At 44.3% G+C, this 15,886-nt stretch carries 12 protein-coding genes and 1 riboswitch; of the genes, 8 read left to right on the forward strand and 4 right to left on the reverse strand.

Features of this window, described 5'->3' with window-relative positions; genetic code table 11:
- Nucleotides 1-135 precede the first annotated feature (135 nt).
- The gene (gene gltB, locus G476_RS0120495) at nt 136-4,722 is read right to left on the reverse strand and encodes a glutamate synthase large subunit (RefSeq protein ID WP_026691739.1); all 4,587 of its coding nucleotides are present in this window, start codon (nt 4,720-4,722) and stop codon (nt 136-138) included.
- Between the two features lie 322 nt (nt 4,723-5,044).
- Between gltB and G476_RS0120500 the strand changes: the two genes are divergently transcribed.
- The 3 genes from G476_RS0120500 to G476_RS0120510 all read left to right on the forward strand — a co-directional run bounded on the left by G476_RS0120500 (nt 5,045) and on the right by G476_RS0120510 (nt 7,485).
- Entirely contained in the window at nt 5,045-5,815 is a 771-nt protein-coding gene (locus G476_RS0120500; RefSeq protein WP_084405880.1) for a transporter substrate-binding domain-containing protein, read from the forward strand.
- Between the two features lie 291 nt (nt 5,816-6,106).
- A complete protein-coding gene (locus G476_RS0120505) occupies nt 6,107-6,763 on the forward strand; it encodes an amino acid ABC transporter permease (protein WP_026691741.1) in 657 nt (218 codons plus the stop codon).
- Nucleotides 6,763-7,485: an amino acid ABC transporter ATP-binding protein gene (locus G476_RS0120510; RefSeq protein ID WP_026691742.1), complete on the forward strand. Its 723-nt coding sequence runs from the start codon at nt 6,763-6,765 to the stop codon at nt 7,483-7,485. The genes G476_RS0120505 and G476_RS0120510 overlap by 1 nt, the downstream gene beginning before the upstream one ends.
- 435 nt (nt 7,486-7,920) lie before the next feature.
- Here G476_RS0120510 and G476_RS0120515 read toward each other — a convergent pair whose 3' ends face one another.
- Complete coding sequence (locus G476_RS0120515) at nt 7,921-8,241, reverse strand: antibiotic biosynthesis monooxygenase family protein (RefSeq protein ID WP_026691743.1); 321 nt, start codon at nt 8,239-8,241, stop codon at nt 7,921-7,923.
- A gap of 96 nt (nt 8,242-8,337) precedes the next feature.
- On the opposite strand from G476_RS0120515, the gene G476_RS0120520 reads away from it, so the two are divergent.
- Both G476_RS0120520 and G476_RS0120525 read left to right on the forward strand, forming a co-directional pair.
- Entirely contained in the window at nt 8,338-9,549 is a 1,212-nt protein-coding gene (locus G476_RS0120520; RefSeq protein ID WP_026691744.1) for an MFS transporter, read from the forward strand.
- 82 nt (nt 9,550-9,631) lie between these two features.
- The gene (locus tag G476_RS0120525; RefSeq protein ID WP_026691745.1) at nt 9,632-10,333 is read left to right on the forward strand and encodes a DUF421 domain-containing protein; all 702 of its coding nucleotides are present in this window, start codon (nt 9,632-9,634) and stop codon (nt 10,331-10,333) included.
- A 409-nt stretch (nt 10,334-10,742) separates the two neighbouring features.
- Here G476_RS0120525 and G476_RS0120530 read toward each other — a convergent pair whose 3' ends face one another.
- Complete coding sequence (locus G476_RS0120530; protein WP_026691746.1) at nt 10,743-11,135, reverse strand: GNAT family N-acetyltransferase; 393 nt, start codon at nt 11,133-11,135, stop codon at nt 10,743-10,745.
- 189 nt (nt 11,136-11,324) lie between these two features.
- Nucleotides 11,325-11,567, reverse strand: coding sequence for a glutaredoxin family protein (locus G476_RS0120535; RefSeq protein WP_035187515.1), 243 nt, complete (start codon nt 11,565-11,567; stop codon nt 11,325-11,327).
- 136 nt (nt 11,568-11,703) lie between these two features.
- Here G476_RS0120535 and G476_RS0120540 point away from each other — a divergent pair, with 136 nt between their 5' ends.
- From G476_RS0120540 to G476_RS0120550, 3 genes are all read left to right on the forward strand, one after another.
- Nucleotides 11,704-13,269, forward strand: a complete 1,566-nt coding sequence (locus G476_RS0120540) for a phosphotransferase (RefSeq protein WP_026691748.1) — start codon at nt 11,704-11,706, stop codon at nt 13,267-13,269.
- An 84-nt stretch (nt 13,270-13,353) separates the two neighbouring features.
- Nucleotides 13,354-13,453, forward strand: a riboswitch (TPP riboswitch).
- Between the two features lie 155 nt (nt 13,454-13,608).
- A complete protein-coding gene (tenA, locus tag G476_RS0120545) occupies nt 13,609-14,274 on the forward strand; it encodes a thiaminase II (protein WP_026691749.1) in 666 nt (221 codons plus the stop codon).
- Nucleotides 14,275-14,442: 168 nt separating this feature from the next.
- Nucleotides 14,443-15,861, forward strand: a complete 1,419-nt coding sequence (locus tag G476_RS0120550; RefSeq protein ID WP_026691750.1) for an alanine/glycine:cation symporter family protein — start codon at nt 14,443-14,445, stop codon at nt 15,859-15,861.
- The last annotated feature ends 25 nt before the right edge of the window (nt 15,862-15,886 follow it).

A 15,886-nucleotide genomic window follows, 5' to 3' on the forward strand; every position in this document is an offset into this window, starting at 1 on the left:
ATCAATTCGCTCATTTCACAGAGGTTGATCCTTTTGTCGGCTCTAGAAACCATATATGAGCGTCGCTTAGCCTAGCGTAACTCCAGCCTCACTGGAGTTGCTTCATCAAACCATCTATGAAAACGAGCGTATCAGTTACGTTAATGCCTTCACCTTAGGACTTTGACTTTCTTCAAAGGCTTTCATCGCCGCTTCATCTTTATCAAGTCCCGTGTTTTCGAAGTATTCAATGCGGTTTTTCATTTCAAGGTAATGCTTCGGAATCACTCGGACGAAGTTTTGAACGCTCGTATTCCAGTTGTGCAAAATACGACGGGCATTCGCGCTGTTTGTATAGTGAAGATGTTTTTCAACCATCTTAAAGACTTCTTGTTTTTCTCTTTCGTTTGTGACCGATTCGAGAATTACGCCATCGCGGTTACATTTGTCAGCAAAAATTCCATCTTCATCGAACACGTATGCGATTCCACCACTCATTCCGGCTGCGAAGTTACGTCCTGTTTGACCAAGGACAACGACTTTACCACCTGTCATGTATTCACATGCGTGGTCGCCTACTCCTTCTACAACAACGTTTGCTCCACTGTTTCTCACACAGAAGCGTTCACCGGCAATCCCTTGAATGTACGCATCTCCACTGGAGGCACCGTAGAAGCAGACGTTTCCGATAATGATGTTTTCTTCTGCTTTAAATGTCGCTCGGTTGGATGGGTGTACGATGATCTTTCCACCGGACAATCCTTTACCCACGTAGTCGTTTGCATCTCCCACTAGTCGAAGGGTCATCCCTCTTGGAATAAAGGCCCCGAAGCTTTGTCCGGCCGATCCTTTAAACGTGAGGCGAATCGTATCTTCTGATAGTCCTTCTTTCCCGAACCTGCGCGTCACTTCAGATCCAAGAATCGTTCCCGTTACACGGTTGATGTTTCGGATCGCAAGTGTGGCTTCAAACGGTTCTCCCTTTTCAAGGGCGTTACGACAAAGAGGAATCAACTCTTGGTTATCAAGAGCTTTATCCAACCCGTGATTTTGGTCGATCGTCTTAAAGCGGCTTACCGTTGCCGGTACATCAGGCTTATGAAGAAGGGCACTCAAGTCCACATCTTTTGCCTTCCAATGATCGATTGCTTTATTTGCTTCAAGGACTTCTGTACGTCCTACCATTTCTTCAATCGTTCTAAATCCAAGTTCAGCCATTAATTCACGAGCTTCCATCGCAATAAAGCGCATGAAGTTCACGATATGGTCCGCTTCTCCTGTGAACTTTTTACGAAGCTCAGGGTTTTGTGTGGCTACCCCTACAGGACACGTATCCAAGTGACAAACGCGCATCATGACACAGCCCAATACGACAAGTGGGGCTGTAGAGAAGCCGAATTCTTCAGCTCCTAGTAAGGATGCAACGACCACGTCGCGACCGGTCATCATTTTGCCGTCTGTTTCTACGACAATTCTGTCACGAAGGTGGTTTAAGAGAAGGGTTTGGTGCGTTTCCGCCAAACCGATTTCCCACGGTAGTCCCGTGTGCTTAATACTTGAGCGAGGCGCCGCTCCTGTTCCACCGTCATATCCACTGATTAAAACAAGATCAGCACGGCCTTTCGCTACACCGGCAGCGATCGTTCCTACACCCACAGCAGACACGAGTTTTACACTAATACGTGCGCGCGGGTTCGCGTTTTTCAAGTTATGAATCAACTCGGCTAAGTCTTCAATCGAGTAAATGTCATGGTGAGGCGGTGGTGAAATCAGTTCAACGCCTGTGGTGGATCCACGTACTTCTGCGATCCAAGGATAGACTTTCTTGCCTGGTAAGTGTCCACCTTCACCCGGCTTCGCTCCTTGAGCAATCTTGATTTGAATTTCGTCAGCGTTCACAAGGTAATGACTTGTCACACCAAAGCGACCTGAGGCCACCTGTTTGATCGAGCTTCTGCGAAGGTCTCCGTTTGCGTCTTCTGTAAAACGCTCAGGGTTTTCTCCACCTTCACCGGAGTTGCTCGCACCGCCAATTCGGTTCATGGCAATAGCCAAAGCTTCGTGGGCTTCTTGGCTTATCGCTCCGAATGACATGGCGCCTGTTTTGAATCTCTTGCAAATCGATTCTACCGATTCTACTTCTTCAAGCGGAATGGACTTTCGCTTTTTAAAGGACAACAGTCCGCGAAGAGACTGAAGATTGTTCTTTTCATTGGTTAATAGTTTTGAATACTGCTGGAACAGCTCAAAGTCGCTGGAACGACAGGCGTGTTGAAGCATGTGAATCGTTTTCGGGTTGTACTGATGATCTTCTCCTTTTTCGCGGTATTGGAATTCATCCCCTACATCAAGGCGATCATCGGTTCCTCGCTTCTCTTCAAAGGCAAGTCCGTGACGCATGAGCACTTCTTTGGCAATCATGTCGGTTTTAATACCGCCTAAACGTGACGCTGTACGGGTAAAGTACTTTTCAATCACATCCGGGTGAATACCTACCGCTTCAAAGATCTGTGCCCCTCGGTAACTTTGAATTGTTGAAATTCCCATTTTCGAGAGAATTTTAATGACACCATCCGTTACTCCTGACACAAAGCGATCTACTGCTTCTTCATAAGAAGAGAGGTCAATTTGACCAGTCTGGCGCATGTCTTCGATTGTTTGATATGCCAAGTACGGATTGATTCCTTCCGCACCGTATCCGAGTAGCGTAGCGAAGTGGTGCACTTCTCTTGGCTCGCCCGATTCTAGTAAAATACTAACCTTCGTACGAATGCCCTTTCGAATCAAGTCGTGATGAAGACCGGATACAGCAAGAAGCGCCGGAATCGCCGCTCTCTCTTTAGACACACCGCGGTCGGATAAAATAATGAGTGTCGCTCCGTCTTTGTATGCTTGCTCCGCTTTTTCAAATAACGCTTCTAAAGCCCCGTCCATCTCTCCTTCTCCCTTTGCATCAAACAAGATGGAAAGTGTCTCAGCTTTAAAACCGTCTTCAGATTGAACGCGTAGCTTCTCAAGTTCACCGTTGGTCAACACTGGTGTTTTTAAACGAATGTGTTTGCAACTTTCAGCCGTTGGGTTCACCAAACTTCCTTCTGCCCCAATCGTCGTTTGTGCCATCGTAATAATCTCTTCACGAATCGCATCGATCGGCGGGTTCGTGACTTGTGCGAACAGTTGCTTAAAGTAGCTGTATAAGAGCTGCGGCTTTTTCGACAACACCGCAAGTGGAGAGTCATACCCCATGGAACCGACTGGATCTTTTCCGCCGGAGACAAGAGGCTTCAGAATTTTGTTAAGCTCTTCTTGCGTGTAACCAAATGCGAGCTGCTGCTCACGGAGGTTCTCAACCGGACCTGCTTCAATTGGAGATTCCTCCAAGTCGTCTAGGTCACGCATATTGTCTTCAATCCACTCTTTGTATGGTTGTTCACCGGCAATTTCAAGTTTGATCTCTTCATCAGGAATAATTCTTCCTTTTTCCAAGTCAACAAGAAGCATTTTGCCCGGCGTGAGGCGATCTTTAATTTCGATATCATCGGCAAAGAGGTCAAGAGCTCCTACTTCAGAGCCAAGAACGATCATGCCGTCTTTTGTAATGTAATAACGAGCCGGACGAAGACCGTTACGGTCAAGAGTCGCACCGATTTGCTTTCCGTCTGTATACACAAGAGCGGCTGGTCCGTCCCACGGCTCCATTAACGTACTGTGGTATTCATAGAAATCACGCTTTCGCTCATCGATCGTGTCGTCGTTTGCCCATGGCTCAGGTACCATCATCATCGCCGTGTGAGCAAGGGAACGACCTGACAAGTGTAAAAATTCGAAGCAGTTGTCAAACATGGACGAGTCACTGCCGTTTTTATCGATCACAGGTAAAATCTTTTTCAGATCTTCTTCTTCAAAGTACTCCGACGCACACAAGGCTTGACGGGCACGCATCCAGTTCACGTTTCCGCGAAGGGTGTTGAACTCACCATTATGAATTGTATAGCGGTTCGGGTGAGATCTCTTCCAGCTTGGGAACGTGTTCGTACTAAAGCGAGAGTGAACAAGTGCTAAGGCGCTCTTAAACTCTGGATGGTTCAAGTCGATATAAAAGGAGTCAAGCTGTTCAGGCACTAACATCCCTTTGTATACAATCGTACGTGTGGACAGACTGCTGATGTAAAAAGCGTCTTGCCCTTTCAAACGCTTGGAAATCTCAATTTCCGTACGCTTTCGGATAATATATAGGCGACGCTCGAATTCATCTTGGTCATGAATCATTTGCGATCTGCGAATAAACACCTGACGAATGGCAGGCTTTGTTTTCTTCGCCTCAATTCCTACAAATGAATCGTTTACGGGAACCGTTCTCCAACCGAGAAACGTTTGCCCTTCTTCTTTAATAATCTCTTCAAAAATGGCCTTACACTTCATCCGCGTATCTTGGTCCTCAGGCAGAAACACCATACCGATGCCGTATTCCCCTTCATCCGGGAGCACAATGTCTTCTCGGTCACATTGCTTCACAAAAAAACGGTGAGGGATCTGGGTCAAGATACCAGCCCCGTCACCGGTACTTACATCTGCTGATTGACCTCCCCTGTGTTCCAAGTTACTCAGAATGTTGATCGCATTCTGGACGATCGCATGAGATTTACTACCATCAATATTTGCAATCATTCCAATTCCGCATGCTTCATGTTCATTCATTGGGTCGTATAATCCCTGCTTTACAGGATATCCGTGTTTTCTCATGGAAACGCCCTCCTTATAAATCGTAAGTCTATTTTGTCAATTCTATAATTTCAAACAGTATAGCATGAAAAAGCGTTGTCATAAAACTTCACAATCACCAAAACCCTTTAATAAAGCGCTTACATTGTGTTTTTCATCAGAAATGACAAGGGTTTTAAAATTTTTTTGCTATAACGAGAGGAATTCGTCGTTATTTGCAGAAATTAGTAAAGTGAATATTTTGTAAATTACATTTATTCGATCAAGGGTATTTTAATTTACAAACAGACAAAAGAGGGGGATAAACGACGTGAAGAAACGACTGTTTGGGATTTCACTGCTTATGGCAGCAGCAACCGTCATCTCGGCTTGCGGGACAGATGAAGAAACAGGTGGCGACGAAGCCAACGGTGACACAGAAGAAGAGCGTCCTACGTACACCGTCGCTACAGACACGAACTATGTTCCATTCGAGTTTTTGAACACGGAAACAGGTGAGATGGAAGGGTTCGACATCGACCTCATTAATGCGATTGCTGATCGAGTCGGGTTTGACATTAACCTTGAAACGGTGGAGTTTGACGGAATCGTTTCCGGTATGGGAACAGGCCGTTATGACATCGGGATTGCAGGCATGACCATTACAGAAGAACGCGCAGAGAACTTCGACTTCTCTGATCCTTATTATGATGCGGGTCTCATCTTGGCTGTTCGTGCCGATGAAGAAGAGATTCAATCGATTGAAGATGTGGACGACAGACCTGTTGCAACACGAGCTGCGACCACAAGTTATGATTACTTAGAAGAGAATACCGATGCACAGATTCAGACGTTCCCGGATATCGTGAACGCGTATCAGGATCTGACTGCCGGTCGTGTGGATGCGGTCATCTACGACTTGCCTAACGTTCTTTACTATATTGATACAGAAGCACTCGGGGATATGAAAACTGTTGGTGACACCTTAACTGGTGAGCAGTACGGCATTGCTTTCCCTAAAGACTCGGAGCTTGTTGAACAAGTGAATGAAGCCCTTGCCGAAATGATGGAAGACGGAGAGTATGGCGACATTTACGAAGAATGGTTCGGTGAGCGTCCAGCAAATGAAGAATAGTCACATAGTTCAATAAGATAGAAATGATGAGGCTGGGACATAAAGAAAGTGTTTAGAGCGAGATTCGAACCATTCGTTAACGGAGCGGATGAAATATACGTAGACTCCCGCGGGAAGAAAAGCGAAGGTGAGACCCCACAGGGCAAAGCCCGTGGAGGCTCAGCCGCTCCCCGCGGAAAGCGAAGTATATTTCAGTAGCGGTTTATTTGCACCGCATACTGTTGTTTGGGTTTACGTAAAAAAACCCTTCTGTCTCAGCCTCGTCCATTTTCATATGGGAGGTCAAAACAGATGCTCGATTTTATTAGTCCGCACATTTCAGGAACCCTCCCCTTTATTTATCGAGGGTTACAATTAACGATCTTTATTACATTTGCAGGTTTTTTCTTCGGCTTTATTATTGGGGCACTAACCGGCCTGATGCGCTTGTCCAATAACAAAATCATCTACGGAATTGCGACCGTTTATATTGAGCTCGTTCGAGGAACACCGATTCTTGTACAAGCACTCTTCCTTTACTTCGGTATTTCAGATGTTGTCGGCATAAACTTTAGCGCCGTTACAGCCGGAATCATTGCCATCTCGATCAATGCCGGTGCCTATATCGCGGAAATCGTTCGAGGCGGTGTGGAATCAATTGATAAAGGGCAGCGCGAGGCCGGCCGTTCCATCGGTTTAAGCTCTTCCCAAACGATGCGCTACATTATTTGGCCCCAAGCGTTTCGTCGCATGATCCCACCATTAGGGAATCAGTTTATTATCAGTTTAAAAGATACGTCAATCTTTGCGATTATCTCCTTAAACGAAGTAACCTATTTGATGAGACAATATGTTAGTACAACAGCAAGTCCGTTCGTACCTTACATCATGCTATGTCTTGCCTACCTGGTCATTACAATACCAGCGATGGTCATCCTACGACGAGTGGAAAGGAAGTTGGACGTATAATGATAAAAGTAAGAGAGTTACATAAGTCCTTTGGCGATTTGGAAGTGTTAAAAGGCATCGATGCCGATGTGAAAGAAAAAGAAGTGGTGTGTGTGATTGGGCCATCCGGTTCGGGAAAAAGTACCTTTCTTCGCTGCCTCAATATGCTTGAAGACATCACATCCGGTGAAGTGATTATCGATGGCGACAACTTAACCGATCCAAAAGTGAACATCAACAAGCTTCGCTCCCGCGTAGGTATGGTGTTCCAACACTTTAACCTGTTTCCTCATATGACTGTACAGGAAAACGTCACGTTGGGACCAATGAAAGTTAAAGAAGTAAAAAAAGAAGTAGCAAACAACATGGCTTTAGAGCTTCTCGCTAAAGTCGGTTTGTCTGATAAAGCCAACGTTTATCCCGGCAGCTTGTCCGGTGGCCAAAAGCAGCGTGTGGCCATCGCCCGCGCCTTAGCCATGAATCCGAAAGTCATGCTGTTTGATGAACCTACTTCCGCTCTCGATCCCGAGCTTGTGGGAGGCGTTCTTGAGGCCATGAAAGACTTGGCCAAAGAAGGGATGACAATGGTCGTCGTTACTCATGAAATGGGCTTTGCCCGTGAGATGGGGGATCGCGTCATCTTCATGGACGAAGGTAAGATTATGGAAGAAGGCAGTCCTGAACAAATCTTTGATAACCCGCAAAACCCCCGTACTCAGGATTTTTTGAGGATGGTTTTGTAGTAGTGATAAGAGCAGCTCTGGAGATTTTCAGGGCTGTTTTTTTATGGGGAGAGCGGATGGGGAAATAGGATGAGCGGTGGAAGAAGGGGCGGCGGGCGGTTGTTTCGGGGTTCGGATGATCCACTTATTTTCAATTTAAGCCACTTATCCTCGTTTTGATCCACTTCTATTTCGTTTGAGCCACTTATCCTCGTTTTGATCCACTTATTTCACTTTTGTCTGAGTTAGCTCCTCTGCCGCTATTTTAAAAAGCTTTTGACCTGCCGCTGGGGTCTTTCGAACTTCGGAAGACCGACTTATTTTTTGTTTAGCGGAGATAAATGTGTAATTAGCGTACTTATTTTCTGTTTAGCGGAGTTAATTGTGTAATTGCCGTACTTATTTTCAAATTAGCGGAGTTAGATCCCAAGCCTCTTCCCCCCTCCCCCCCTCTAATTAAAGAGAACCTCCCTTTTGACTAAGCACCTGATAGACGTCTTGTCTGCTATCAACGATAAACGAAGGCTTTGGCTTTCCACGGTTTGCTTTATGACCTGCCAAATGAACATCACTTGTTTCCCAAGCTTTCCAATCGTCTTCCGATTCCCATCTGATCATAACCTTCACTTCCTCGTCTCCCCGACGCTGCTTTTTTCTAAGAACACTTAAATCAAGAAAGCCAGGCTGTTCCTCAATGACACCTTTTCCTGCGAACCTCTCTACCATTTTGTCACTGTGTCCCTCTTGAACGGTGATTGTTTTTAATTGAATAAACATGACTTTTCCTCCTTACACTTTTTTATTATGTCTGTTATTATAATTGAAAACGATTATCATTATCAATGTAATTTTTAGAATTGTGAGGATTGAACCATGTGGAAGAATAGAAATGTATGGATCTTATTAATTGGTGAGTTCGTTGCAGGAATGGGGTTGTGGTTAGGGATTATCGGAAACTTGGAATTTATGCAAGCCCACGTTCCTTCCGATTTTATGAAGTCTCTCATTCTAGCGACGGGCCTTGTAGCAGGAATAGCCATAGGACCAATGGCTGGACGAGTAACCGATCGCTTGAAGAAAAAAACGGTGATGCTCGCTGCGGGGTTTGTTCGTTCCGTTAGCGTTTGTTTTATGTTTGTAGCCATACAACAAGAGTCGGTGTTATGGATGATTGTTTTTCTTATTACCATTCAAGTGTCTGCGGCCTTTTACTTTCCGGCCCTACAAGCAGCCATCCCTCTCGTAGTAAAGGAAAAAGACCTAATGGAACTGAACGGCGTTTACATGAACGTATCGACCTTGTCACGGATTGGAGGTACAGCTTTGGCGGGGGCCCTTCTCGTTGTGATTTCCTTAAGCATGCTCTACTTTGCCTCTCTCATCGCCTATATGGCTTTGTTTGTGTTGACGTTATTTTTGACCATTGAAGAAAGCTTACCTAAACAAACCACAAGCAACACAGAAGAACTGAAAACGTCGTTTAAGGACGTTTTTCCAGTGATCAAGGGAATGCCGATTGTTTATATGACTCTTGTATTAGCTGTGATCCCCCTTCTTTTTCTAGGTGGATTCAACTTGATGGTCATTAATATTAGTGAGATCCAAAACAGCGCAGAAATAAAAGGGATCCTCTATGCCGCTGAAGGAACTGCCTTCATGCTTGGCGCTTTTTTCGTGAAATGGTTGAGTCAAAGGCAATCTCAGTATCATATTCTTTTCTTTTGTTCTTTCTTAGTGGGAGCCTCACAGTTGCTCCTCTACTTTGCCCATATTCCTATGATTACGATTCTCTCATTCATCCTATTTGGGTTTGCCGTAGGTTGCTTCTTCCCTACAGCAGCAACGATCTTTCAAACCAACGTACCAAAGGAGTTCCACGGCCGGTTCTTCTCCTTTAGAAATATGCTTGACCGTGTCGTTTTTCAAATCGTCTTAATCATGACAGGAGCGATGCTGGACCTCATCGGATTGTCACATATGGCTGTAATTATTGGGCTCGTTTCTCTAGTCACGACTACGGTGTTCTTCATCACATTTAAAAAGATCAAAGAACAAGAGCACGTAGAGGTTAGTAAAGTCAGTTAGGCCTTTCTACTACTCTCTCGAATAGAAAGCTCCAAATCTGTGAATACTTAATAGTAACCCTTCACGATTGGAGCGAAGCCCCATGGAACCTAGTTTTTTGGATATGACCGTTAAGCTTGTTCTGGGCTTCTTTTTGCTTTTTCTTATTACGAGATTATTAGGAAGGACAACGATTAATCAGCTTACCCCTTTTGACTTTGTATCGGCCATCGTACTGTCGGAGCTTCTAGGTAATGCGGTTTTCGAAGCGAATGTGCCGATCTATTTTGTTGTATACACAATCTTGCTCTGGGGCTTGTTGCTCGTAATCATAGAGAAGCTTTTACTGAAATTTAAAGTGTTGCGAGGTCCGATGGAAGGAAAACCTGCCATCGTCATCCGTGATGGGAAAATTGATCGGCGCACGCTTAAGAAAAACAGAATGAACCTCAACCAGCTCATGAGCCTTCTTCGGCAAAGTGAAACCTTTTCGATCCGACAAGTGGCCTTCGCTATTTTGGAAAACAACGGAGGCATTAGCGTACTTAAAAAATCACCGTATAAAGAAGTCACTCAAAAAGTCATGAACCTGGAAGAGCATCCGGTTTACTTGCCTATAAGCGTCATTTTAGACGGGGAAATACTGGATGATAACTTAAGAGAAATCGGCCTTACGCGCCCCTGGCTCACAAACGAGCTTGCCGCTCAGGGCATTTATGAAGCGCGCCATGTCTTATACGCCGATTACCTTCAAGGGGACGGGTTATACATCGTTGAGATGGAAGGAATTGAGGAGAAGCTATAACTATAAAAAGCCGGTTCGCAAAGGGGGGAATGCGAACCGGCTTTTTTTCGGATCTATTGGATCTTTCTAGTGTACGCGTGGTTGACTACATGTTTAAGGATATCCCACTTATATTAAGCAAGTGTTTAAGTGGGGTAAATAAATCGTAAATGTTTGTCGATACCTGCTATTCGCTTATCTAAAAGGCGCCATGTTTGCTCTGCATTTGTTCATAGAGTAGCCAAACCGTGAATTAAGCAACTGAACCCGTTAATAGTGAGAGCTTTCCCGTGAATACCTGCTCTCAAACCGTTAATCCGATTACTGAACCCGTTAATACCCTCTACCAAACCGGGAATAGAACATAGATCCTCCTACTCACCTTACTCGTTCCACGTGAAACAAAAAAAGTGATCCGCTACGAATCACCTTAAGAGCCAAACGGATTCTGCCGTTCCACAACCGTAAAGTGGCGGCGTTTCCCGACTCTTTTAAACCCTTGCTTCAAATAATACGGCAAACTGTTTTTATTGCAGTAGGCATAGATCCGGTGAGGCTTGAGTTTTTTCATCCTTCTCATCCGCTCTTCAAAAAGCTTACGGTAAATCCCTTTTCCGCGATAATCGGCCACCACAAAGTCACGCTTGAACAGAATGCCTCTTTTCGTTGAACGATACGCACAAACGCCTACAAGTCTTCCTTTATAGTAAGCGCCAAGCCAAACCGTGCCTTTAAAATTCTTCAACTTAAGGCCCGCTTGTTTGTAAGCCCCTCTTAACGGCCTCACTTTTTTAAATGGTACACGTTTTATCGTTACTCTCAATTCAATCACCTCATTTAGGGTAATAAAAGAACATGTCCAATATTATATGTATTCCTAAATGATAGAATTGCGCACGGCATACCAGATAAATAGGTGCATTCACTGGTTTCACGTGAAACAAAAAAGGACGACTTCAAAGGGCTATCGTTCCCTTTGAAGTCGTCCTCTAAGCAATGAGCGAAGCTCCACCTACTGTTTTGCTTTTATTTTTTCCACTAACGCCTGTAGATCCGGGTTCATGCCTTTTACCGCTTCTCCTTCGAACACAGTGACCGGTACACCCATGATCCCAAACCCTTCTACTTCTTTTTGATACTCACGACTGGTCATCACGTCGCGCACTTCAAAATCAATGTTGTTTTCCGTTAGCATTTGCTTTACGATGTCACACTCCACACAGTTCTTCGTGGAATACACAATTACTTGAGACATTCTTATCACTCCGTTTTATGACTTTCCTTTATTGTAAAGGTACACGTGTCTTCTGTTCAAGATCTTTCCACATCCAATTGACATCCTCTCTTCCGTTCGGTTAAATAACAGGTGTAACGTAAAGGAAGTGACCCCCTTGAATCATCTCGAATTAGGAAAACAACATCACCGTAAACGAGAGTGGAAAAAAGCCATCTCTTGTTATGAACAGTATATAAATGAACATCAAAGTTCCCCACCTGAGGAAGTGTTCCGTTTACTCGCTCGAACCTTGCGCTTTAGGGGCAATGCCAATCGGTCTCTTCAGGTGATCCACGAAGGGTTGAAGGTCTATCCTAATCAACCCTCACTATTAATCGAACTGCATCATCATTACGACTATACGGCTGAATGGAAAAAAGCAAAGTCCGTTGCAAAACAGCTCGTGAAGTTAGACCAAAGCAACCCAGATCACCTTTTCAGACTTGGCAGGACCTATTCCTTTTTAAAGCACTATTCTAAAGCAAAACAAGCATATAAAAAGGCTATTGAAAAAAAGCACCACCTCTCCCTTTCTTCTCTTATCAAAAAGATTGAAGAAGGGTTTCCCGGAGATTCAACATACCAATCTGAGTACCGCTTTACAGATGGGAAAAATAACGTTGGTGCGATCATTCATAGGAGCCATTCGAAACAGTACTTTACAAAAATCTCAACCTTAAGTGGAAAAAACAACGGAGCTGCTCGGGAAGAAACCTTTTATAAAGAGGTATGTAGCGACTTTCCTGACATTAAGCCCTTTGTTCCCGGCTACGTGAATGTACAGCGGATCGATGACCTTAGCTACCTTACCATGGAAATGATTGATGCGATTCCAAGCACTCAAGAGCACGCAAAAAAGGTTATAAAAGATTCACACCACTTAACAAATGTTCCTTACACTGAAATCAAAGGGAAATACCCTCCCCCTCGATACGTCTATCAATTTAAAAAAGGACGGGGGATCTCGGTTGTTCACTTTTTTACGCAAATCCATAAAGAATCCTATAATACTAAGCTGTTTAAGTTACTACATACCATCGCCAAGCAAAACGACTACCCGAGCACAGTCAAAGACATGATTACGAGACTTGAGCGAGCAATTATGGACAAACGTCTTTTTGAAAAAATCATCCCGGCGGAGCACTACTCTCTTCTTCATGGTGATTATGCTTATCAAAACATCTTGATCGATAAAGAAAGCCACTCACCTCAAGTAATCGACTGGTCAACCTTTACACTGGGCCCTCGCTTTATCGACATTGCAAGATATGTAACCAGCCTCCCATTACCGTTTCATGAGATTGAAGCGTTGTATCTAGAGGACGAACAATCCGGCAAGAACCTCTCTTCCATTGAAAAGATATTCTTTCTCTATTCATTGGTTGTCTTTTATTTTCAAAAGCTCGGAATAAGAAAAATGGAGACAGAGGCCTCCGTCACTCTCTTACCTGCACTTGAACAACTAGAACGATTTGTCTTACACATGGATAACGAGGTGAACCCTATGAAAGCAGAAGACCTTCAAAACCTTAACATAAAGCAGCTTCAACAAAGAGTAACCGTCCTAGAACAAGAGCGTAGCCATCTTGAAAAGCGCTTAGAAGACATGGAAAACAGTAAGTCTTGGAAAATCACGAGACCACTACGATTATTAACAGAAGGCGCTAGAGGCAAGGACTGAAAGGATTTCATTCTAAAAAACATTGTTGTTTCTTTGTAGAAAAAGCAGGAGAATTCCTCCTCAACATGGAAGTCTTCTCTTACACAAGTCCACTAGGGGTGCCTTCGGGCTGAGACAAGCATCGCTTGATCCCTTTGAACCTGATCTAGTTCATACTAGCGTAGGGAAGTGGTGTCGCGGTACTTTTGCATACCTATTGCGACCTCACGCCCTTCTTTTATTAAAGAAAGGCGTTTTTTTGTACCTCCTTCCTTACTAGAGATAATGACAAAAGTTTGGTTTTTAACTTTTGTCAGTTTCTCTGATGGGCTTGTAAAAAATTTAGGAGGGTATTTATCCATGAGTTTTACGAAAAGGCTAAGAGAAGAAGCAGATCCGTTATTTCAAAAGGTGTACGAGCATCCCTTTGTACAAGGGATACGAAATGAAACACTCGAAAAAGAGCAGCTGATCCATTATGTGAAACAAGATTACGAGTATTTAAATGCTATGATTCAAACGAGGGCTCTGACAATGGCAAAATGTACAACAAGAGAAGAAATGACACTGCTACATGAAGGGATCGGCTTTATTCTTCAAGATGAAACCCACCCGCACAATAATTTTTGTTCGGTCGCCGGCGTCTCTTTTGAAGAGCTCCAAGGTCAGCCCCTTGCTCCTGTGGCCCATCACTACAGTCAATTTATGATGCAAACGGCCAGTAACGGCACCTTGGGTGAGGCACTTGCTGCAGCTCTTCCATGCCCTTGGATTTACTTGGATATCGGAGAACGAATGATTCAAGAAATCAATCACGATAAAAGCCACCTCTATTATGACTGGATTGCCTTCTATGGTGCTCAAGAAATGCCGAGAATCACTCAAACGACGAAGTGGATGGACGAACTAGCAGAAAAAGCCGGTCACGAAGAGCGTGAGCGGATGCGCTCCCACTTCCTTACTTCATGTCGACTTGAATATATGTTTTTTGATATGGCTTATCATAAACACGATTGGCCAATTTAATGTCACTCTACAGGCTGCCTCAAAAAAGAGGCAGCCTGTTTTAGTAGAATAATGTCGAATTAACGAACCAATATATTCTTTTTTGTCGAATTATGTTGATTTTATTTTCAGAATATCCTATCATTGTTATTAAATTTTCTGAAAAATAAGGAGGCATCAACATAAGAAATGGATATGTTAAACGATATTATATGGTCTTATTTTGTTATTTACGGATTGTTGGGCCTCGGTCTTTATTTTACGTACAAGACTGGTTTCGTGCAGTTTCGTTATGTAAAAGAAATGGTAAGAGTGATTTTTGAGAAATCTCCTAAAACGAAAGAGGGAGAGAAATCGATCTCCTCTTTTAAATCCTTTTGTATCGGTTCGGCTACACGGATCGGAACAGGGAACCTTGCCGGTGTGGCCGTTGCTGTTACCCTCGGAGGTCCCGGGGCTGTCTTTTGGATGTGGGTTGTAGGCTTGCTCGGAGGCGCTACTAGTTTTGTGGAGAGCACCCTCGCTCAAGTCTATAAAGTAAAAGATAAAGACAAGCCCGGGGCTTTCCGAGGTGGACCTGCCTACTACATTACAAAAGGGCTGAACAAGAAATGGCTTGGTATCATTTTTGCGGTGCTGATTGCTTTTACGTTCGGTCTGGTTTTTAACTCGGTTCAGAGTAATACGATCTCTGCCGCTTTTGAAGGAGCCTTCGGTTTTAACACGACAGCCACAGGGGTTGTTCTTGTGATTCTTTCGTCCATCGTGATCTTTGGGGGTGTTCACCGGATCGCTAATGTCACAAGTGTTGTCGTACCGGTGATGGCATTGCTGTATATCGTCGTTGCTCTCTTCGTTTTGGTGATCAACATCAATCAGTTACCTGCTGTCTTATCTCTCATTGTTTCTAGTGCCTTTGGTCTTGAACAAGCGGTTGGTGGCGGAATTGGCGCCGCGATCATGCACGGGGTACGACGGGGGTTGTTTTCTAACGAAGCCGGGATGGGTAGCGCACCGAATGCGGCTGCTACCGCTCACGTGTCTCATCCAGCCAAACAAGGCTTCATTCAAACACTCGGTGTTTATATCGATACGATTGTCGTGTGTACGGCTACAGCTTTTATTATTCTCGTATCAACCGACCTTTCACAAGTAGGAAATGAAGAAGGAATTAATCTTCTACAGACGTCATTGAGCATACAGATTGGTGGGTGGGCAAGCTCCTTTATCGCTGTTGCTGTCTTCCTATTCGCCTTCAGCTCAATTGTAGGAAGCTACTACTACGGGGAAACGAACATTCAGTTTATTAAAGAAAGTAAAACGATGCTAAATCTTTACCGCGTTGCTACACTTGGGTTTGTGATGCTCGGTGCTGTGGCAAGTCTTGGGTTCGTATGGGAGATGGCCGACCTCTTTATGGGGCTTATGGCGGTCATTAACCTCGGTGCGATTGCCCTCTTAAGTGGCATTGCTATTAAGGTATTGAAGGATTATCAAGAGCAGCAAAAGGCAGGGCTCAATCCTACCTTCCATGCGAAAAAGATCGGACTTACCAATACGGAATGCTGGGATGAAGAAGAAAAGAAACAAGAACGCGTTGTTTCATAACCACATAAAAAAGCTGCATGGGATG

The sequence above is a fragment of the Alteribacter aurantiacus DSM 18675 genome (assembly GCF_000429705.1).
GTDB lineage: Bacteria > Bacillota > Bacilli > Bacillales > Salisediminibacteriaceae > Alteribacter > Alteribacter aurantiacus.

Coding starts and splice junctions, on each gene's coding strand:
- gltB (WP_026691739.1), bottom strand. CDS start 4,722: ATGAGAAAACACGGATATCCTGTAAAGCAGGGATTATACGACCCAATG.
- G476_RS0120500 (WP_084405880.1), top strand. CDS start 5,045: ATGGCAGCAGCAACCGTCATCTCGGCTTGCGGGACAGATGAAGAAACA.
- G476_RS0120505 (WP_026691741.1), top strand. CDS start 6,107: ATGCTCGATTTTATTAGTCCGCACATTTCAGGAACCCTCCCCTTTATT.
- G476_RS0120510 (WP_026691742.1), top strand. CDS start 6,763: ATGATAAAAGTAAGAGAGTTACATAAGTCCTTTGGCGATTTGGAAGTG.
- G476_RS0120515 (WP_026691743.1), bottom strand. CDS start 8,241: ATGTTTATTCAATTAAAAACAATCACCGTTCAAGAGGGACACAGTGAC.
- G476_RS0120520 (WP_026691744.1), top strand. CDS start 8,338: ATGTGGAAGAATAGAAATGTATGGATCTTATTAATTGGTGAGTTCGTT.
- G476_RS0120525 (WP_026691745.1), top strand. CDS start 9,632: ATGGAACCTAGTTTTTTGGATATGACCGTTAAGCTTGTTCTGGGCTTC.
- G476_RS0120535 (WP_035187515.1), bottom strand. CDS start 11,567: ATGTCTCAAGTAATTGTGTATTCCACGAAGAACTGTGTGGAGTGTGAC.
- tenA (WP_026691749.1), top strand. CDS start 13,609: ATGAGTTTTACGAAAAGGCTAAGAGAAGAAGCAGATCCGTTATTTCAA.
- G476_RS0120550 (WP_026691750.1), top strand. CDS start 14,443: ATGGATATGTTAAACGATATTATATGGTCTTATTTTGTTATTTACGGA.